The 20,969-nt window shown below is 41.0% G+C and carries 17 protein-coding genes and 4 pseudogenes; 7 read left to right on the forward strand and 14 right to left on the reverse strand.

What is annotated here, in order from left to right; translation table 11 throughout:
- Positions 1–2: 2 nt before the first annotated feature.
- The 4 genes and pseudogenes from msrA to PROCOU_RS03865 all read right to left on the reverse strand — a co-directional run bounded on the left by msrA (position 3) and on the right by PROCOU_RS03865 (position 2,807).
- Positions 3–525 (reverse strand): annotated as a pseudogene (gene msrA / locus PROCOU_RS03850) (peptide-methionine (S)-S-oxide reductase MsrA).
- Positions 526–542: 17 nt separating this feature from the next.
- Positions 543–1,154 (reverse strand): YpmS family protein, encoded by a 612-nt coding sequence (locus PROCOU_RS17415; RefSeq protein WP_036069771.1) that lies wholly within the window; start codon positions 1,152–1,154, stop codon positions 543–545.
- Between the two features lie 9 nt (positions 1,155–1,163).
- A pseudogene (locus tag PROCOU_RS03860) lies at positions 1,164–1,956 on the reverse strand (SGNH/GDSL hydrolase family protein).
- 14 nt (positions 1,957–1,970) lie between these two features.
- On the reverse strand, positions 1,971–2,807 hold the full coding sequence (locus PROCOU_RS03865; protein WP_036069772.1) for a DegV family protein: 837 nt from the start codon (positions 2,805–2,807) through the stop codon (positions 1,971–1,973).
- A gap of 234 nt (positions 2,808–3,041) precedes the next feature.
- Between PROCOU_RS03865 and trhA the strand changes: the two genes are divergently transcribed.
- A complete protein-coding gene (gene trhA, locus PROCOU_RS03870; RefSeq protein WP_036069773.1) occupies positions 3,042–3,671 on the forward strand; it encodes a PAQR family membrane homeostasis protein TrhA in 630 nt (209 codons plus the stop codon).
- A 113-nt stretch (positions 3,672–3,784) separates the two neighbouring features.
- On the opposite strand, the gene PROCOU_RS03875 is transcribed toward trhA, so the two are convergent.
- A complete protein-coding gene (locus PROCOU_RS03875; protein ID WP_036069775.1) occupies positions 3,785–4,873 on the reverse strand; it encodes a low temperature requirement protein A in 1,089 nt (362 codons plus the stop codon).
- 158 nt (positions 4,874–5,031) lie between these two features.
- On the opposite strand from PROCOU_RS03875, the pseudogene ccpN reads away from it, so the two are divergent.
- The 4 genes and pseudogenes from ccpN to PROCOU_RS03895 all read left to right on the forward strand — a co-directional run bounded on the left by ccpN (position 5,032) and on the right by PROCOU_RS03895 (position 11,059).
- Positions 5,032–5,650 (forward strand): annotated as a pseudogene (gene ccpN, locus PROCOU_RS03880) (transcriptional regulator CcpN).
- Positions 5,651–5,663: 13 nt separating this feature from the next.
- Complete coding sequence (locus PROCOU_RS03885; RefSeq protein WP_036069777.1) at positions 5,664–6,467, forward strand: pyruvate, water dikinase regulatory protein; 804 nt, start codon at positions 5,664–5,666, stop codon at positions 6,465–6,467.
- A 30-nt stretch (positions 6,468–6,497) separates the two neighbouring features.
- The gene (gene ppdK, locus PROCOU_RS03890; RefSeq protein ID WP_036069779.1) at positions 6,498–9,152 is read left to right on the forward strand and encodes a pyruvate, phosphate dikinase; all 2,655 of its coding nucleotides are present in this window, start codon (positions 6,498–6,500) and stop codon (positions 9,150–9,152) included.
- 536 nt (positions 9,153–9,688) lie between these two features.
- Positions 9,689–11,059 (forward strand): L-cystine transporter, encoded by a 1,371-nt coding sequence (locus PROCOU_RS03895; protein WP_036069780.1) that lies wholly within the window; start codon positions 9,689–9,691, stop codon positions 11,057–11,059.
- A gap of 51 nt (positions 11,060–11,110) precedes the next feature.
- Here PROCOU_RS03895 and PROCOU_RS16360 read toward each other — a convergent pair whose 3' ends face one another.
- The 8 genes and pseudogenes from PROCOU_RS16360 to mntR all read right to left on the reverse strand — a co-directional run bounded on the left by PROCOU_RS16360 (position 11,111) and on the right by mntR (position 18,822).
- On the reverse strand, positions 11,111–11,311 hold the full coding sequence (locus PROCOU_RS16360; protein WP_051994177.1) for a hypothetical protein: 201 nt from the start codon (positions 11,309–11,311) through the stop codon (positions 11,111–11,113).
- A gap of 4 nt (positions 11,312–11,315) precedes the next feature.
- Positions 11,316–12,356 carry an MFS transporter gene (locus tag PROCOU_RS03900; protein WP_051994178.1) on the reverse strand — a complete coding sequence of 347 codons (1,041 nt, stop codon included), beginning with the start codon at positions 12,354–12,356 and terminating at the stop codon, positions 11,316–11,318.
- 364 nt (positions 12,357–12,720) lie between these two features.
- Complete coding sequence (locus PROCOU_RS03905; protein WP_036069781.1) at positions 12,721–13,011, reverse strand: hypothetical protein; 291 nt, start codon at positions 13,009–13,011, stop codon at positions 12,721–12,723.
- Between the two features lie 13 nt (positions 13,012–13,024).
- Positions 13,025–13,510 carry a dihydrofolate reductase gene (locus PROCOU_RS03910; RefSeq protein WP_036069782.1) on the reverse strand — a complete coding sequence of 162 codons (486 nt, stop codon included), beginning with the start codon at positions 13,508–13,510 and terminating at the stop codon, positions 13,025–13,027.
- 11 nt (positions 13,511–13,521) lie between these two features.
- A pseudogene (locus tag PROCOU_RS03915) lies at positions 13,522–14,467 on the reverse strand (thymidylate synthase).
- A gap of 22 nt (positions 14,468–14,489) precedes the next feature.
- A complete protein-coding gene (locus PROCOU_RS03920) occupies positions 14,490–16,376 on the reverse strand; it encodes an ABC-F family ATP-binding cassette domain-containing protein (protein WP_036069784.1) in 1,887 nt (628 codons plus the stop codon).
- 119 nt (positions 16,377–16,495) lie between these two features.
- Positions 16,496–18,175, reverse strand: coding sequence for a formate--tetrahydrofolate ligase (locus PROCOU_RS03925; RefSeq protein WP_036069786.1), 1,680 nt, complete (start codon positions 18,173–18,175; stop codon positions 16,496–16,498).
- Between the two features lie 218 nt (positions 18,176–18,393).
- A complete protein-coding gene (gene mntR / locus PROCOU_RS03930; RefSeq protein ID WP_036069788.1) occupies positions 18,394–18,822 on the reverse strand; it encodes a transcriptional regulator MntR in 429 nt (142 codons plus the stop codon).
- Between the two features lie 256 nt (positions 18,823–19,078).
- Here mntR and PROCOU_RS03935 point away from each other — a divergent pair, with 256 nt between their 5' ends.
- A complete protein-coding gene (locus PROCOU_RS03935; protein ID WP_036069790.1) occupies positions 19,079–19,279 on the forward strand; it encodes a cold-shock protein in 201 nt (66 codons plus the stop codon).
- A gap of 320 nt (positions 19,280–19,599) precedes the next feature.
- Positions 19,600–19,992 carry an RNase H family protein gene (locus PROCOU_RS03940; protein ID WP_077913315.1) on the forward strand — a complete coding sequence of 131 codons (393 nt, stop codon included), beginning with the start codon at positions 19,600–19,602 and terminating at the stop codon, positions 19,990–19,992.
- A gap of 72 nt (positions 19,993–20,064) precedes the next feature.
- Here the strand turns inward: PROCOU_RS03940 and PROCOU_RS03945 are convergent, their stop codons facing one another.
- The gene (locus PROCOU_RS03945) at positions 20,065–20,943 is read right to left on the reverse strand and encodes a 5'-3' exonuclease (RefSeq protein WP_036069795.1); all 879 of its coding nucleotides are present in this window, start codon (positions 20,941–20,943) and stop codon (positions 20,065–20,067) included.
- Positions 20,944–20,969 lie beyond the last annotated feature (26 nt).

A 20,969-nucleotide genomic window follows, 5' to 3' on the forward strand; every position in this document is an offset into this window, starting at 1 on the left:
AATCACCCTTTCCAATTAGCATCGATAAATGGGTCACGCCCCGAATGACTGCGATAATTCTTGTAGTGACTCGGATCCTTCTTATAAAAATCTTGATGGTACTCCTCCGCCACATAAAACGGTCCAGCCTTCTCAATTGCTGTCACAACAGGTCGTTTTAAAACGCCCACTCGCATCCAAATCTGCTTTCGATTGCTCTGCTATAGTACGCTGTTCCTCTGACGTATAAAAAATAACCGGTCGATAAGACGATCCACGGTCTACAAATTGACCACCTGCATCCGTTGGGTCCGTCTGCTGCCAGTAAACCTCAACCAATTTCTCATAAGGAAAAACAGCTGGATCAAATGTAATCTCGACCGCTTCTGTATGTCCCGTTGTCTCACTACAGACCTCTTTATATGTTGGATTCACCGTATGACCACCCGTATAACCGGCAACCACACTCTCAATTCCAGGTTGCATATCAAACGGCTTAATCATACACCAAAAACAGCCACCCGCAAAAATTGCTTTCTCACTCATTGTCTTACCTCCCCATCTTAATTTGTCGGTACTAACAGTGTAAACGAAATATCATCCTTCTTCAAATCAAGCGCATCGACACGCACCCTTACACCGCCCTTTAATTCCAGTTTATTCATATCCAAATAAATTTTCCGACTTTTTGGAGACACCGTAACCCAATCCGGCAATTCCACCTGGTTTTGTACATACTTCATCGCAACCGAAACGGGGAGCGGCAATGCACCTATTCTTAAGTCCACTTGCTTCAAGACAACAACGCCATCTTTTCGTAATGTTGGCGTAAAATTAAGTCCTAAGTCCACAGGTTGTCCTAAAAAGCGAGCCTCTGCGGTGAAAACAACATCATCCGCTAAATACACATCATACGTTATATCCGCATCATTATCCTTTTGAAAATCTTGCAAATAATGCGCAATCAATGCATTCAAATCTGCTTTATTCGTTGATGATGGAAATTCCACCATGTCTTTTGTACTCACTTTACGCCCTGCATCTTCCGGCACATGCGGTGAAAACCAAAATATTGACATGTAAATCCAACAAAAGCTGAGCACTAGAATACCAGCAAAAGTAAGAAATGCCCATTTCCAAAAATTTATTTGCTTATTCTCCGCCTTCAATTCCAGTCACCTTCTCTATCTTATATTTCCCTCATGAATGGATGTTACCATTTCTTTATAAAGCGCATCTGCCATCTTCTGATAACCTTCATGGTTCGGGTGAAATAAATCGCCTGCTAGATTCGGATTTGCCTTCCCAACTGCTGTGTCCCCACGTTCTTCCAATTGCTTCGTGACCGAAATAAAATGCGCATCGTCGGTTTTCGCTAGCGTTTTTTTTCGTAGCCGCATTCCATTCTGCAATAATTTCGTCGAACACTTCAAAATCAGCGAAATAAGTGGTGTACGGGTTATAAATACCGAACACATAAATTGGCGCATCAGCATTTAAATCACGAATTTCTGCCAACAATTCTTTCAATTTTTGATCGAATATCTTGCTTGCTTTTGTAAAGTCCTGTTTCTCTGCGTCTAGTAATTTAGAGCGCACTACTTTCATCACGTCATTGCCGCCAATCGTGATTGAAATCGCATTTGCTGCTTTGACATCTTTTTGAAAATCAGGCTGTGTATCTAGGCGCTTCATCAACTGATCAATTCGGTTACCACCAACGCCATAATTTTCTGTCTTCACACTTCTTACATCTTCACGCTTAGACAACATGGACGCAATAATCCCAACGTATCCACCATTATCTTTCTCATCGCCAGATCCTTCCGTTAACGAATCACCCATCGCAACAAGATTTACCGCAATACGAGCTTCCTCGCGCTTTCTTTCTTGCTCTTTCTGGACAAAATAAAAGGTAAGAATCGCCGCAAAAATGATAATAGCAATTCCCGCGAACCAATATTTTTTCTTATTCAAGTTCTTCACCTAACCTACTCTGTATAGTAAATCATTGCAAAAGCACCATTTCCAGCATGCGTTGAGATGACCGAATCAGCATTTAAAACCAACACATTAGACAGATGGAAAATTTCCTTGGCATGTGTTTTGATTTCTTCGGCCATTTGCAAACCATTCGCATGTTGAATGTTGAGCTCCTTTACCTTCTTCGTTTCTGCTTTCAAAATATCAACTAAATAATCCATCGTTTTCTTCTTACTACGAATCTTAGCTTCCTCCACTAGCGCACCATCCTGCAATCTGGCAATCAGCTTGATATTCAAGAGGCTTCCAATAATCCCTTGCATTCTGCCAACACGCCCACCTTTAATAAGGTTTTCAAGCGTAACAACACAAATATAGAGCTTGGTTTTCGCACGAATAGATGAGATTTTCGTTAAAATGTCTTCTACTGTGTTCGATTCCTTTTGTGCCATTTTCGCCGCCTCAATCACTTGGAAAGCCAAGGCGCGTGCAATGTAATCAGAATCAATAACCGTTACTTTTCCTGGTACCATATCAGCTGCTTGTTGTGCAGTCAATACTGTACCACTTAATTTTTCCGTCAAATGAATCGCTAGCACTTCACTACCGTCTGCGGTTAATTCCTCAAATAAAGCTACAATATTCCCAATTGCTGGTTGCGATGATTTTGGAAGTTGCTTTGCAGCTGCCATTTTCGCCATGAAATCAGTTGGTTCTAGCTCTGTTGCATCGTAATTTTTCCCGTCAATTTCAACGGTTAACGGTAGAATATGAATGTTATATTTCGCCACTTCTTCGGGCGTTAATCCTGCAGTTGAATCAGTCACAATTTTAATTTTTGTCATTATTTCCACATCCAATTCTAGATTTTCTTTTTTTCTATTATAGCAAGAAAATCACAATAGTACTATTCTAATAGCTAAATATCCAGCGGAAGTTGTACCTTATAACGGTATTTTGACATGCTTTACATTATCTTCAATTTTAGCGCGCTTTTTTGCTTTCTATTTCCCTGTAAAAAGCGTATTATGAAAGTAAGAATTGAAAATTGAATTTTTCAGAAAAGTTTGGTGATAAATATGCACGAAGCATATAATTGGAAAGAGGAAATCGCAAATGCTGTAACTCACGGAATCGGATTTTTACTTAGTATCCCAGCACTCGTGATGCTTATTATCTTCGCAGTACAACGAGATAACCCGGTTTATTTGGTCAGTTTTTTAATTTATGGCATCTCCTTGATGTTACTCTATTTCTGTTCGACAATGTTGCATAGCTTTAAACCAGGAAAAGCTAAACAATTATTTAATATTTTAGATCATGTGGCCATCTACGTTTTGATAGCTGGCTCATACACTCCACTCGTATTGATAACACTACAAGGTTCACTTGGGTGGACGCTCTTCGGAATCATCTGGGGACTCGCCATAGCTGGGATTATCTATAAATGCTTCCTGCTCGGAAAATGGAAACTTATCTCAACACTCTTTTATTTGCTGATGGGATGGCTTGTTATGATTGCTATCAAACCACTCTACCTATCGCTGGAACCAACTGGGTTTTGGCTACTTGTAACCGGTGGTATCATGTTCACCGTTGGCGCCGTTTTTTATAGCATTCCAAGAATTCCTTACATGCACGCAATTTGGCATCTATTTGTTATTGCGGGAACTGGGTTTATGTATTTTTGTATTTTGATTTATGTATAGATTAGGAAAAGGTACCCTTAAATTTGGATGCCTTTTTTGCTAGCTATTTTGTTTCATTGTAGCAATGCCAACTCGCAAATACTAGGATTTAATGGAATTTCATTTTAAATCGCTTATTTAGATGTCATCATTCCAAAAACAAAGAAAAATATACATAAAGCCACTAGTACAAATACAGCAGGGATAGTGACAAACCAGACAAGAAAGAACAATCCGGCAAGCAGGCCAAGGAATAAAGCTAAATGTATCCATGCAAGCCGCTCTTCTGGAACCCGATATAAATGAAAAGTCCCCGAAAAAGCAAGAAGATACACTAAAACTGAGCTAAACAAGAAGAAAACAACAAAATGATAAGATATGTCTGGTAAAACGAGCATTTTAATACCCGCCGCAGTTGTTGATAGGGACAGGAAGATAAATAAGTGTCCGTAAATAATCAACTGCCCTGCAGTAAGCTGCTCCTTATCCAATTTTTTCTCTAAGTTATCAAAATACTGCCACCAGATGAGTAACACAAGAACGATGGCGCACGCCGCATAAAAAATAACCCCCGCATCCATAACTTCCGTCGACAGTACAGAAATAATCGATACGATAGATTCGCCCAGCAAAATAATGGTGAATAAGCCAAAACGTTCCAAAAGATGCTCCGTATGTATCGGGACTTGCCGCAATTTTTTTCGTCCTAGAAGCGGTACTAGAATATCTAGTAAAATACCTGCGTAAAGCATAATATACCGCCAATCACCATCAAAGAATAATGACAATGATGACACAAAAATACCAATCCAAAAATATTTACCCAGGAAAAGCGCCACGTTTTTGCGCGCTGCTTTTTCTTTCTTTGCCGCAAACAGATACTGAATTGCCGTAATCATCCGCAAACCAATATATCCAATGAAAAATGTGATATATGTTTCATCAAACTGAATATTAAAGCTCGAAATCATCAATAGTACAAACATGATTTCCAAGCCAATAAGCAGTCGTTGGGGTAACAAATCATTTCCATAACGGTTGATAAATAACGTCTGACCTACCCATGCCCACCATAACGGCACAAACATTAAAACAAACTTCCAAAAGATAGTGCCATGGATTACACCGTCCTCTATGTGTAACAACACATGCGTTACGGACGCAATCGCACCAACAAATAATAAATCAAAAAATAGTTCTAGCCAAGTTACTTTCTTTGGCACAGTAAACTTCTCCTCCTCTCACCTTGTGATAATTATAACGTAGCTATGTGGATAGTGCAAAAATAGGGAATATATCTTTATATAGTATGACATATTAATCATTTGCATTTAATTATGCCATACTATATAATAAACAGCATATCCTATATCGAAATGAGGTGAGCCAAATAAAACTCTCAGCAAGACAACTAGCTATCATTGAATTTGTAAAAGAGCATGAACCCGCAACTGGAGATCAAATCGCACGCTCTTTGGAATTAACCCGTGCTACAATTCGTGCCGATTTATCGATTCTAACAATGACTGGTATTTTAGATGCCCGTCCAAAAGTCGGATATTTTTATTCAGGACTCGATTTAAATCCTACCATTTATGAAGATATTCGCCAATTGCAAGTCGAAGCAATCATGACAACACCAGTTTTTGTAACGAAAGAAACCTCGATTCACGATGCGATAGTAACACTTTTTTTTAGAGGATACTGGAAGTTTATATGTTATTGAATCATCGGCTTTGATTGGTATCGTCTCACGCAAAGACTTGTTAAAAGGCGCGCTTGCCGATACTGATAAAAAGGCTACACCAATTGCGACAATTATGACACGTATGCCTAATATTTTAACTGTTACTAAAAACGACACAGCGCTTTATGCCGCACAACAACTCGTGATTCACCAGATTGACTCATTGCCTGTTATGGACGCAGAAAAAGCGATTGGTAAGGTGTCAAAAACGCGACTTGTTCAACTTTTTGTAGATACATTTAAAAATGAATAATTTGGAGGTAAAAATGAAGTCTACTGTCATCATTTATGTTATTTCAGACGCAATCGGAGAAACCGCACAACATCTTATTCGGGCTGCTACTGCTCAATTCACATTAGAAGGTGGCGCTGACATTCGCCGTCACGCTTTTGTCCGAGACGAAGATGCTTTACTTGAAATTTTGGATGAAGCAAAAAAAGCTGATGCTATTATCGTCCAAACATTAGTTCAAAAAAAATTAGCTAAGCTTTCTAGTGAATTTTGCACACTACACAACTTATCGTGTATTGACCTTGTCTCAAACCTAACCGCCGCTATCGAGCAAAAAACTAGGCAGCAATCAAAAGAAGATCCCGGAAACATGCGCAGGCTCGACCAACATTATTTTGACCGAATCGCGGCCATTGAATTCGCGGTCAAATACGATGATTGCAAAGATCCACGTGGCTTATTAGAGGCAGATATCGTACTCATCGGGATTTCTCGTACAAGCAAAACACCACTCAGTAGCTATCTCGCTAATCAAAATTATAAAGTTGCCAACGTTCCGCTCGTTCCGGAGGTTCCAATCCCTGCAGAACTCACGCAAATACCGAGAAATCGGATTATCGGTTTAACGAATAGTCCAGAAAAGCTCTCAGCAATTCGTAAAGTTCGATTAAAATCCATTGGTTTGGATGAAACGAGCAATTATTCTAGTGAAAATCGGATTTTAGAAGAACTTGACTACGGCTATCAGATTTTTAAACAGCTCGGATGTCGCGTTATTCAAGTGGAAGACAAAGCAATCGAAGAAACCGCCGCCCTCATCATTGAAAAAGTGAAGTGAACTAAAAATCTAATGTTAGAGGTGACTATTTTGAGAAAATTTGTGTATCATTTTAATGAAGGTTCGAAGGAAATGAAGTACTTATTAGGTGGAAAAGGTGCTAATTTAGCAGAAATGACGAATATTGGCCTACCTGTACCCCCAGGATTCACGATTACAACAGAAGCTTGTAAAGACTACAATGAGCACCATCAATACTTATCGGATGATATCTATACTGAAATGATGACACATCTACAAATTTTAGAAGAAGAGACGGGAAAAAAATTTGGCGATGCTATGAATCCCCTCCTTATCTCCGTTCGTTCTGGCGCACCTTTTTCGATGCCTGGGATGATGGATACCATTCTTAATCTAGGACTCAACGATCAGTCTGTGATAGGCCTTGAGCGGGTTACCGATGATGCGCGCTCTAGCTATGATTGCTATCGGCGTTTCATCCAGATGTTCGGTGATGTTGTGTTTCAAATTCCCAGTTACCGTTTTGAGCAAGCGCTTACTGATTTGAAAGAAAGCAAAAATTATACGCTTGATACAGAACTAACTGCATCGGACTTAAAAGATTTAATTATGACGTATAAAGCAATTTATGTCAGTGCTTCCGGCCGTGATTTCCCACAAAATCCTTTCGAGCAGTTGCGCTTGTCTATTACCGCTGTTTTTGATTCGTGGGAAAATCCTCGCGCTGTTGTGTATCGCCGCCTCCACCGGATTGATAACCAACTTGGAACCGCTGTCAATATCCAATCAATGGTATTTGGGAATACTGGCGACACGAGCGGAACTGGCATTGCGTTTACACGTAATCCTTCGACGGGTGAAAATCTCTTCTTCGGGGAATATTTGTTGAACGCGCAAGGTGAAGATGTCGTTGCTGGAATCCGAACGCCAGAACCGATTTCACACTTAGAAAATACAATGCCCGAGGTTTACAAACAATTGCTTGATGTAGCCACCCTACTCGAACTACACTATTTAGACATGCAAGATATCGAATTTACGATAGAAAAAGGCGAACTTTTTGTATTACAGACACGAAATGGTAAGCGGACGGCACAAGCTGCGATTAATATTGCAGTGGATCTTGTACACGAAGGAAAATTAACAAAAGAAGAGGCGATCATGCGTATTGATGCAGCTCAAATTGACCAATTGCTCCATCCTTCTTTTGATGAAATGAGTCTTGCTAATGCGAAATCACTTGCCACCGGCCTCCCAGCTTCGCCAGGTGCAGCAACCGGCCAAATTTATTTTAATGCGGAAGATGCTGTAAAAGCTGCTGAGCGCGGAGAAAAAGTCGTGTTGGTTCGCAATGAGACTTCGCCAGAAGACATTGAAGGTATGGCGAAAAGCGTTGCCATTTTAACAGCGCACGGTGGTATGACTTCACATGCGGCAGTTGTTGCTCGCGGAATGGGAAAATGCTGCGTGGCTGGCTGTGATTCGATTACGATTGATGACAAGAAAAAAGAGATGCGGAGTACAACGGCCACTTTGACAGAAGGCGATTTTCTCTCGCTCAACGGCTCTACAGGAAATATTTATCTCGGGGAAATCCCGCTCGTTGAGACAGAAATCGGCGGACATTTTGAAGAGCTAATGAGCTGGGTAAATGAAACTAAGAAACTGGTTGTTCGGGTGAATGCTGATTCGCCAGAGGACTTAGAAGTTGGTCTACATTTTGGAGCAGAAGGCGTTGGACTTTGCCGTACCGAGCATATGTTTTTCCAAGAAGATCGGATTCTGAACGTTCGCGAAATGATTATAGCCGAGACAAAGGATGAACGAATGGCTGCCCTTGCCCATTTAAAAACGGTGCAAAAAGCAGATTTTGTAGAAATTTTCCGCGCAGCAGATGGGAAGTCTGTTAATATTCGCTTATTAGACCCACCTTTACATGAATTTTTACCAAAAACAGATTGGGATATTGAGAAATTAGCGCAAGAAATTGGAAAATCCTCAGTAGAAATCAAGCAACGTGTGCATGAGTTGGCAGAAACCAATCCTATGCTTGGACATCGAGGCTGCAGATTAGCCATTACTTTCCCAGAAATCTATATCATGCAGGCAGAAGCAATTATAGAGAGTGCCATTCAAGTTCATGATGAAGGGATTGCTGTGTATCCTGAGATTATGGTACCGCTCGTTTCTAGCAAAGAAGAAATCACTATCATTAAAAATCAATTGAAAGAGGCAATTCAAGCGATTTTCCGAAAAGAACAGCTGGTATTGCCGTTTGATATTGGAACCATGATTGAAATTCCTCGCGCTTGCGCTACCGCAGACGAAATCGCAGAAGAAGCTCAATTTTTCAGTTTTGGTACAAATGACCTAACACAATTGACATTTGGTTTTTCCCGAGATGACGCGAATAAATTCCTATATGCGTATCAGGAGCAAAAGATTTTACAGATAGACCCTTTCCAATCAATTGATCAAAAAGGCGTTGGTACATTGGTGACAACAGCCGTACAACGAGGTCGGATGACAAACCCCTCACTTAAAATGGGCGTCTGCGGAGAACACGGAGGAGACCCCGCTTCCATTCAATTCTTCCACCGTTTAGGATTGCAGTATATTTCTTGTTCACCCTATCGGATTCCAATTGCTCGAATTGCCGCAGCCCAAGCATCAATTTTAGAAGAGCAAGAAAAAGTTGCTGATACTCTTATGAAGCATTCTTAGAAAGAATTGTTGAGGTTCTTATTAGGCATACCTTGCCGATTTAGAACCTCAATATGCAGGAGAACGGAGTGAGCATGTAATCCTTATACAGCATCACATGATGTGCCTCCGGATCCAGCTTTGTTGTGGTTCTTAAGAAGCGTAGTATGCTGATTTAGAATCTCAATATGCAGTTGAATGCAATGAAACTGCCTTCCTCTTAGCCAACTCCTCGAAAACTTCACACCCTCCATAAAAAGCAAGAACAGCTTTTTACTGCGCCCCCTAACAATTTCTGTCGAGCCTAACGGGCTTCTTCAGCTTTTCATCTGATCCAGCTTCTGATGCCAGTCTCTCGGAAATTTCGTGGCCTCCGCAAAAACCAAAAGAGGGTTTTCACTGCGCCCCCTAACAATTTCTGTCGAGCCTAACGGGCTTCTTCAGCTTTTCATTCTTGACAAACTCTTTTTTTCCATGTAATCTAATACCAACAAATCTTATCGGAATTATAAAATATCATAATTTCTAGATTTAAATGGTAAGGGAGGAATTTTTACATGGATACAGCATTTTTAATTATTAACCTAGTCGTAGCTGCCATCATTATCTTTATGTTTGGCTGGCTCGCAAAGCGTCATGTTTCTTTTTCAAAACGAGTATTATTAGCACTCGGCATCGGTATTGTTGCTGGTTTTGTCTTACAATTTATTTACGGGGCGGCGTCTGATGTTACGAAACAAACGACGGATTGGCTAGGAATCATTGGAAGTGGTTATGTGAAACTGCTTCAAATGGTTGCCATTCCACTAATTTTCATCTCTATCGTCACGGCTTTTACACGATTACAATTGAAAGCTAACATCGCGAAAGTTGGCATGTGGATTATTGGAACACTTGTCATCACAGCCGCTATTGCGGCTTTTATCGGCATCGGAGTGGCACTTTTATTCCATCTTGATGCAAGTAATATTTCACAAGGAGCAACAGAAGCAGCACGTGCAACGGAGCTACAAGATAAGTTCGCTGGAATTAGCGATTTATCATTCCCACAAAAAATCGTGGAACTCTTGCCAGCTAATCCCTTCCTTGATTTCACTGGAGCGCGCGCAACTTCTACTGTCGCTGTAGTTATTTTTGCAGCATTCATCGGAGCAGCTTTCCTTGGCGTGCAGCGTAAACAACCCGATGAGGCAGCTATTTTTGCAAAAGGTGTCGATGCGATTTATGCGATTATCTTGCGTATTGTGAAGCTGATTCTTCGCTTAACACCTTATGGAGTTTTTGCGATTATGACAAGTACTGTTGCTCTAAGTGACACATCCGCGATTCTAAAACTAGGAAACTTTGTGATTGCGTCTTATGTAGCCCTTATCGCAATGTTTATTATTCATCTCATTATCGTTAGTTTCACTGGAACAAGTCCAGTGACGTACATTAAAAAATCAATGCCCGTCTTGACACTCGCCTTTACATCTAGAACGAGTGCTGGTGCACTCCCACTAAACATCGAAACACAGAAAAAACTTGGTGTGCCTAACGGTATTGCTAATTTCGCAGCATCATTCGGTTTATCGATTGGGCAAAACGGCTGTGCTGGAATTTATCCGGCAATGCTTGCAATTATGATTGCCCCAGCAGCTGGAATTGACCCATTCTCTTGGAAATTTATTTTAACTGTTATACTCGTAGTTGCAATCAGTTCATTCGGGGTTGCTGGTGTTGGTGGTGGTGCTACATTTGCCGCGATTATTGTACTTTCTACATTGAATTTACCAATAGCACTTGCTGGTGTTTTGATTTCCATCGAGCCATTGATTGATATGGGGCGCACAGCGCTTAACGTGAGCGACAGTATGGTTGCCGGAATTGTCACAAGTAAAGCGACAGGCGAACTAAAACAAGAAGATCAAAAATTAGTAGAAGCCTAAAAAGAAAAATGGCGTTAAATCAAGGTCTCCTATCTTGATTTAACGCCATTTTTATATTGTTTTCTGGATTTTCAATGTTGGTACAATCAATCCTGCCAAAACTAGACAAACTGCCAAATAAATAAACGTTGTCGCATAGGAACCACCTGAGAGATCAAGCAATCTTCCAATCAAAATCGGTGAAACAATTCCTGCAATCGAGCCAAGACAGTTCACAACAGAAGAGCCCGTTGCCATCTGATCTGTCGGCAAAATATCAACAACAATCCCCCAAAAAAATACCTTGTGATAAAAATAAAAACCATGCCGTGACACATTGTAGTAAGAGCGCTATTTCAACAGATGGCACTTTAATGATAAAAAATAAAGAAATCGCTGCAATCAAAATCGAAAATGCAAAGATAAACCGACGTTGCTCTTTAAATCGATCCGACATTGCCCCACCGCACAGCATCGCCACCGTACCTACCAAATATGGTAAAGCATTGTAAAAGCCTGTCGCCTGTAAACTCAAGTCACGTTCATTCATCAAATAAGATGGTAACCAAGAAGTAAAGCCCCAGAAAGTCAAATCAAAGAAAAACCAAACAAGCCCCGCTTTCCAGACTAAACTGTTTTTAAAAATCGCCGACATCTTTGCTTTAGGCTTAGTGACGTTAGTAGCTGGTTCATCTTCTTTCAGCTCCTGCAGTGCCTCAGAACTCATCCGTGGATTATCTTGTGGCTTATCACGAACCAATCGATAAAATAAGAACGCAATCACAAAACCTGGAATTGCTAGAAAAATAAACAGATGCCGCCAACCAAAAATACTAATAAAATATGCTGCCAGAACACTCGCAAAAGCCGGTCCAAGCGTATTCACCGTTGATTGAATACTTGTCATACGTCCACGAAGCCGTTTCGGATAATACGTCGCAATTGCTTTATAAGAAGATCCAGGAAGTGGTGCCTCTCCTATCCCAAAGAAAAAACGTACTCCTAAAAATAAAGGATAATAAAAAACAACTCCTGTTAGCATCGTAAACAGCGACCAAAATCCAACCGCAATACTTGTCATTTTCCGGAAGCCAAAACGATCAGCCAGCATTCCCCCTGGAATTTGAAACAGCGCATACCCCATGAAAAAGGTACTAATAATCAATCCTTGATGCGTAGAAGTCAACTCAAAATCTTCTGCTATGTAAGGTAAAGCTACCGTGATGACCATCCGATCTAAAAACGATAATAACCAACAAAACCATAATAAAACTAAAACCGTACCACTAGCTCGCCATTTCGCATTTTTGAAAAACATTGTTAACAGTCACCCTCTTTTCAAATGGGTCTGGGACATAGTCCAGATAAATCGGCTCTCAAGCGCTCGCATTGTTGGGACTGCTCGAAATGAAATGAGTTACAGTCCCAATATACATGAGAGCAAAGCGAACAAGTAATCCTTTCTTAAATCCCTCGAATACAAACGCTTTCGCTCGATTTGTGTGAAGCAAGATATACGTCTTACCCAAAAAGTGGGTAGAGCGATTTTTTATCTCGTCTGGAGTTTTGTCACAAACTCTTTTTCGGTATATTCTTATAATTTATCATGCACGTGGCTATTTGTAATTATTCATTTCGGACAACAATTACAAACCTCTTAGCCGAAATAAACAAGAGTTCAATTAATGAACTCTTGTTACCATCACCATTATTAAAAAGAAGACATACGCGACAGGAATTACAATTAGCCAGAGAAAAAAGAGACGCGTCGATAGTTCCTTCGTACGCCATATTCCAATTAGACCAATAATAAAGCTAAGCAAAATGAATTTAGCAAATAAAACTAATGATACAACAATGCTATCCTGCACATCACTAGCTCCTAGTATTAAACCAGCACCTGCAAACAATAATGTTACTAGAAAATAGCCCAATACGTGAAACCTAGAAATCATCGCTTGTGTCTGATTCATTTGCTCCCCCTGATTATTTCGCTTCTTTTTCATACCAACCGTACCAAAAGTCAAGATCATTTTTAGCATCTCGAACGCCGTCTTCGCGCTTAATCAGTTTCCATTTTTTCCAATCAATAGCAGGAAACCGTGTATCTCCACCACATTCGGCCTCCACATGTGTTACTATTAAAACATCTGCATCATCTAGAAACAACTGATAAATTTCGGCACCACCAGTAATGAAAACAGATTTCTCCGTAGCCAATTCTAATATCTCTTCTTTCGAATGAACCACTTTTGCGTCCGGTAAAACGTAGTTCGGATTGCGCGTCAAAATGATATTTTCGCGATTAGGCAAAGCTTTTCCGATTGATTCATATGTTTTTCGCCCCATCACAATCGTTTGTCCGTCCGTCTCTTTTTTAAAATGTTGCAAATCAGCAGGTAAACGCCAAGGCATCGTATTATCCTTACCGATATAGCCATCCCTATCCTGTGCCCAAATAAATGTTAACATCGTCGCCCTCCTCAAACCGAAATCGGTGCTTTTATCGCTGGGTGCGGATTATATCCTTCAAGCGTCACATCCGCCACATCAAAATCAAAAATGGAAGCCGGTTTTTCCGATAAAACAAGCCTTGGCAAAGCTCTTGGCTCTCGCGCCAGTTGCTCCTTCACTTGTTCGATATGATTATTATATAGGTGCGCATCTCCCATTGTATGCACAAATTCACCAACATCCAGCCCCGTTTCTCGCGCTATCAAATGCGTCAAGAGCGCGTAAGAAGCAATATTAAATGGCACTCCTAAAAAAAATATCCGCACTCCGCTGATACAACTGACAGCTTAATTTCCCGTCCGCTACATAAAACTGAAACAATGTATGGCACGGCGGTAATGCCATACTCGGCACATCCTCAGGATTCCAAGCCGAAACAATCAGACGTCTAGAATTCGGGTTTGTTTTAATCATTTCAATCAAGTCTGCTAACTGATCAATTGTTTCACCAGTTGATGTCCTCCATTCCCGCCACTGCTTTCCATAAATATTCCCAAGTTCTCCGTACTGCGTGGCAAAATCATCATCCTTCAAAATTCGTTCCTTAAAACGTGCCATTTCTTCTAGATAAACTGCTTGAAACGCTATATCTGATTCTGCTCGCAAACCGAAATCAGTCATATCCGGACCAGTGTACTCAGAACTTTTTATCCAACGTTCAAAAGCCCATTCATTCCAAATATTATTATTGTGCTCTAAAAGGTAACGAATATTCGTATCACCGTGCAAAAACCAAAGCAATTCACTGACAACTAATTTAAAAGGAACGCGCTTAGTCGTCATAATTGGGAAACCCTCTGCCAAATCATAGCGCATTTGGTAACCGAATGTACTGATTGTTCCCGTTCCCGTCCTATCACCCTTGTGCGTACCGTTTTCCAACACAAACTTTTCTAAATCTAGATATTGCTTCATCAATCATAACCCCATTTCTAAGTTAATCAGCAAACTGCGATAAATACTCCCAGCGTTCCATCAAGCGTTCCAACTCACTTTCTGCCTCCAAAAGTGCGCTATTCAACTCATTCGCCCTCGTAAAATCCGCACCTACATGTTCCAAATCGGAACTGATTGCCGTGATTTTAGCTTCCTGCGCCTCAATCACCCCTTCAATCTCTGCCCACTCACGCTTTTCTTCAAATGTGTGCTTCACTTTCTCTTTTGGCTTCTCCACTATAACTTCCTTCTCCGGCTCCACCGCAAACATTTTTGTTTTTCCTTTTCGCGATTCATATTCCGCTAAGAAATCACTATATTCACCCAAATACGTCTCAATTTGGCCGATTCCAGTGAACACGAGCAGTTTCTTCGCAATCTTATCTAAGAAGTAACGGTCATGACTAACCGTAATCACCGTTCCATTAAACGTCTCCAAATAATCTTCTAACACCGTCAATGTCTGTGTATCCAAATCATTCGTCGGTTCATCCAGCAACAATACATTCGGCCGCTCCATCAAAATTTTCAATAAGAACAAACGACGCTTTTCGCCACCAGATAGACTTCCGATTTTCTTGCCATGTGTTACAGGTGGAAATAAGAAGCGTTCCAACATATTAGAAACAGAAATCACTTCACCATCAGATGTTTTCACGACTTCACTTGCCTCTTGCAAATAAGCAATCATCCGCTGATCTGAGTCCATTTCCTCATTTTGCTGTGTATAGTAACCAATTCGAACCGTCTGCCCCGTCGAAATTTCACCAACATCAGGTGCCAAGCGACCAGCCAACATATTGAGCAATGTTGATTTTCCTGTACCGTTATTCCCAGTAATACCGATGCGCTCTCCGGGTTGAATAATCAAACTGAAATCCTGCAAAACATGCTTCTGTGCAAAACGCTTATCCACATTTTCAAGTGTAAATACTTGTTTGCCAAGTCTTGACGTCGCAAAATCAAGCTGTAACTCTGTATCATCCGTTTTCGATTTCACTTTTCCCTCAAGGTCTGCGAATCGATCTTGACGCGCTTTTTGTTTTGTAGAACGAGCTTTCGCACCACGGCGCATCCAAGCAAGCTCCTTACGATACAAATTACGATTCTTCTCCCCTTCACGCATTTCATTTTCCATCCTAATCGCTTTGGACTCCATAAATTTCTCATAATTTCCGACGTAGCGATACGCCATTCCACGATCAATTTCTAGCATATGATTCGTCACCCGGTCTAAGAAGTACCGGTCATGCGTCACAAGCAAAACCGCACCACGGAACCGATTCAAATAGTCCTCTAAAAAGCGAATCGATGTAAAATCAAGATGGTTGGTAGGTTCATCCAAAATCAGCAAATCTGGCGTCTCAATCATTACTTTTGCGAGACCCACACGCTTGCGTTGCCCACCAGACAAAGAACCAACTTTTGCTGTTAAGTCCGTAATCCCCAATCGATCCAAAATCGTCTTCGCATCCGTATTCACATCCCATGCATTCGTTGCATCCATCTCATGCTGTGCCCTAGTAAAACGGTCATGAAGCAACGTATCGTCGGGATTAATAGCCATTTCAAGCAAAACCTGCTCATATTTTCGAACCGCTTGAAGCGCCCGCGTATCTCCTTGGAAAACTTCCTCCAAAACCGTGTGCTCATCCATTAAAACAGGATCTTGCGCTAAGAAACCAATCGTATAATCTTTCGCTTTCGTAATTTCGCCCTTATCGCCTTCTTCCATACCAGCAATAATTGAAAGCAGTGTCGATTTTCCAGTCCCGTTCACACCAATAACCCCGATGCGTTCCCCTTCCGTAATCGCAAACGTTACATTTTCAAAAAGGCTTTTTTCGCCATAAGTTTTTGTCAAATTTTCTACTTTTAATTGTTTCATTTTTTCCCATCCATTCCGTGTCTGTCTTCTCTATTTTAGCGAAGTTTGCGCAAGTAATCAACCAACAAAAAAGCTGGGAAATCTATATTCAGATTCCCAGCTCATCTCACATATAAACTTTAGAATAACCCCATTGCGTTTCCTTTTTCATCCACATCCATATTTAGTGCCGCTGGTTTTTTCGGCAATCCTGGCATCGTCATTACATCCCCCGTCAAAGCAACGATAAAGCCTGCTCCAAGTTTCGGAATGAACTCGCGAATATGAATCACGAAATCGGTTGGACGACCAAGCATCGTTGGATCATCCGTAAGCGAGTATTGCGTTTTTGCCATACAAATCGGATAACGATCCCAGCCATACTTTTTGAATTCCGTGATTTGCTTCAATGCTTTGCTCGAAAGCTCCACACCGAGACCGCCGTATACTTTTGTAACGATGGCTTCTAATTTCTCTTCAATTGAATCTGCATCATCGTACATCCGCGTATAATTTGCTTTACCAGTTTCAACTGCCGCAATTACTTTATCTGCCAACTCAGCACCACCAGCTCCGCCTTTTTCCCAAACTTCTGTTAAGGAGAACGGGATGTCATGTTCTTTACAGAGCGCCTCTAATTGCGCCACTTCTGCATCAGAATCGGTAATAAATTTATTAATCGCAATCACATAAGGAAGTCCGAATTGCGTCACCGTGTCCACATGCTTTTGTAAATTCGCAAAACCTTTTACGAGCGCCTCTACGTTTTCGGCTCCAAGATCCGTTTTCGCCACGCCACCATGCATTTTAAGTGCGCGAATCGTTGCTACAATAACAACACAATCTGGTGCTTTATCAAGTGCAGGCACCTTAATATCAAGGAATTTCTCAGCACCAAGATCTGCACCAAAACCAGCTTCCGTCACGACATAATCCGCTAATTTAAGAGCTGTTTTTGTCGCTGAAATACTATTACAACCGTGCGCAATATTCGCAAAAGGACCACCGTGCACAATTGCAGGTGTATGCTCAAGAGTCTGTACCAAATTGGGTTTAAGCGCTTCCTTCAAGAGCAGTGTCAACGCGCCCTCATAACCCATTTCACCAACCGTAACAGGCTCGCGATCATAATTATAGCCAATGACAATCTCACTCAATCGACGTTTCAGATCTTTCAAATCGCTCGCCAAACAAATAATTGCCATAATTTCAGAGGCAACCGTAATATCAAAGCCATCTTCACGTGGCACACCTTGAACTGGACCACCAAGTCCGACAATCACCTTTCTTAAAGCACGATCATTCAAATCAACAACACGCTTCCAAACAATACGACGTTGATCAATTCCTAACTCATTTCCTTGTTGCATATGATTATCGATAAACGCTGACAATGCATTATTCGCTGCCGTAATCGCATGAAAATCGCCTGTAAAATGAAGGTTTATATCCTCCATTGGTATAACTTGTGCATAACCGCCACCAGTCGCGCCACCTTTAATACCCATTGTTGGGCCAAGCGATGGTTCACGAAGCGCAATCATTGTTTTTTTCTTTTTCGCGAGAGCGTCCCCAAGTCCAACCGTTACCGTCGATTTACCTTCGCCAGCTGGTGTTGGATTGATCGCTGTCACCAGTATCAATTTTCCATCTTCTTTGTTCACGAGTGAGTGGATTGTATCATAGCTCAGCTTCGCCTTATACTTACCGAACAACTCCAATTCTTCTACACTTAATCCAATTGCCTCTGCAACCTCTGTGATTGGTTTGATTTCTGCTACTGATGCGATTTCAATGTCAGACTTTACTTTGTTTGCCATTTAAATTCCCCTCTCAATATGTAACTATTAAAAAATCCCTGACAGCGTTGCACACCGACAAATACTCATCTTTGGCTAAAGCATTAACCTTCGTCAGCACACAATGTAACGGCTTTCTTTTTGTTGCACCGGAAATAAACCGGCTTTCGTACTAGTCATGAGCCTTCTACAATTGCGCGTAAAAAGCCGTTAGCACTGACAGGAAATCTTTTTACAAATTAATCTTCTGGATATCGTGATACATGCTGCATTCCCTGGAGTTTCGCAAGAGCATCGGGGTTTTCTTCAAAAAATTGGACAACATCGCCAATTCGGTTAATTGAATTCCAGCTTAAATGATGCTCAATCCCTTCCACATCTTCGTAAATGCGCGCTTCTTCCACACCAATAATACCAAGAAAATTCTCAAGCAACGCGTGTCGTTCCAGCAATCGTTTCCCAATCGTTTTCCCCTTTGGCGTTAAAATTAAGCCACGATATTTCTCATACACCAGATATTCATCCTTATCTAGTTTCTGAACCATTTTTGTAACAGAAGACGGATGCACTAAAAGCTCCTCCGCGATATCTGATACTCGAGCATAACCTTTATTTTCAATCAATGAATAGATTTTCTCGATATAGTCTTCCATGCTTGGTGTTGGCATTTGTATTTTCCTCCAACCTTGATTTCTTTCACCCCTTCATTCTAACACACCCTGCCAAAATCGCCTCTCCAAGGGTTCAAAATCCTGAAAAAAAACGAAACAATGTAATCGCTTCAAAAACAACTTGACGGAATACTAGCCTCAGGTTTATGATTAACGTATCATACTTGCTTGTCGACACACCTTGCCGTATGAAAAAAGGTCTACCTAGTTTCTATTACTAGCCATTTGACCGCACTTAGGAGGAGTTTGTTCAATGCAAAATGGGAAAGTAAAATGGTTTAGCAATGAAAAAGGTTACGGTTTCCTAGAGTTAGAAAATGGCGAGGATATATTCATTCATTTCACTGCCATTCAAGGAGACGGCTACAAAACACTCGATGAAGGACAAAACGTCACTTTCGAAATCGTAGAAGGAAACCGCGGCCCACAAGCTACAAATGTCGAAAAAGTATAAGGACTGAGGCCGAGACAAAACATATTTCAGCACAAAATAAGTAAGATATCACAATTCCCTTTTTCTAGGTAACACGTAAATCTTGTCTGACACAAATCGAGCGAAAGCGCTTGTATTCAAGGGATTTAAGAAAGAATTACTTGTTCGCTTTGCTCTCATGTATATTGCGACTGTAACTCTTTTCATGCGAAGCGTCTGCGTAGAAGAACCGGAAGTCTGCTGAATCCCTTGATTGCAAGCGCTGACCGCCGATTTATTTGGCTTATGGCCCAAGACCCATTATTTATGTTATAAATATAATGTGCAAGGAGGTTCCTACTTTGGAAATTTATGCAGATGGTGCCAGTGCTGGTAACCCAGGACCAAGTGGCATCGGCATTGTCATTACAGCTGACGGAATCCATGAACAAATAAGCATCCCACTTGGTATTTTGAGCAATCACGAAGCAGAATTTATTGCTATCAAAACAGCACTTGCAAAAGCGATTCCTTACAATCCTAGTTTCATTCGTCTCTACTCCGATTCCAAAGTTGCGGTGGATGCCATCGAAAAACGTTATGTCAAAAACCCGCTATTTCAATCCCATTTGGATGCCATCCTTCATTTCATCGAACCTCTTGATTTATTCTTCATCCAATGGATTCCCAGTGCCTCTAATAAAAAAGCGGATGACCTAGCACGTCAAGCTATCCATAAGCACAAAAAAAACTAATTTTTTTCTTGCCTAGGAAAAGAAAAACAAGCAGACCGTTGCTTCTTACAGCACAACAACCTGCTTGTTTTTTTATAGCATGATATCTCTTCTCAGTGATTTCAAACCGTACTGCTCCACGACGTCCATTGCTTCTGGTAGTATTCCTCGGTAAACACATTGTGCAATATCAAAATCCAATGGCACGCTTGTGTGAATTTCTGCTAATTGCCTTGACAAACGCAATATCTCCAAGTCTTCCTTTAGTTTTGCTTGCTGGCCTGGTTTTAGTTCCTCCATATGCAACAAAATGCCATCAATCGTCTCATATTGCTGAATAAGCTTTAGCGCAGTCTTTTCACCAATACCGCGAACACCTGGATAACCGTCGCTCGTATCACCCATCAATGCCTTCACATCAATAAACTGCGCTGGCGTAATACCCCACTCCTCGACAAAAACTGCTTCATTATATTGCTTATAATTCCCGTATCCTTTTTGCAAAATCCATACATCATTCGTCGGAGCAATCAATTGCAATAAATCTTTGTCACCACTTAGGACGGTCGTGTCAATACCCGTCCCAGCCATTTTCACCGTTACCGTGCCAATACAATCATCTGCTTCAAATCCCGGAACACCAACATTAATAAAGCCAAAAGAAGCCGCTACTTCTTTTACTAAATCAAATTGCGGAATTAACTCTTCCGGTGGCGCTTTACGCTCCGCCTTATACCCACTGTATAGCTCATTCCGAAACGTCTGCGAACCCATGTCCCAACAAATAAGCGTATGTGTCGGATTATTTTGACCGATAGCTGCAAAAAGATGTTTCATAAAACCTTGCACACCATTTGTCGGCACACCGTGTTGATTCACCATGAACTGTTTTGAAACTGCTGTTGCGAAAAAAGCACGGAATAGTAAGGCCATGCCATCCACGACTAATAAATTATCTTTTTGATTCGTCATCTTCGCTCCTCCTAGGTTTCTATGTA

It is taken from the genome of Listeria rocourtiae FSL F6-920 (assembly GCF_000525975.1).
In the GTDB taxonomy this organism is placed as follows: domain Bacteria; phylum Bacillota; class Bacilli; order Lactobacillales; family Listeriaceae; genus Listeria_A; species Listeria_A rocourtiae.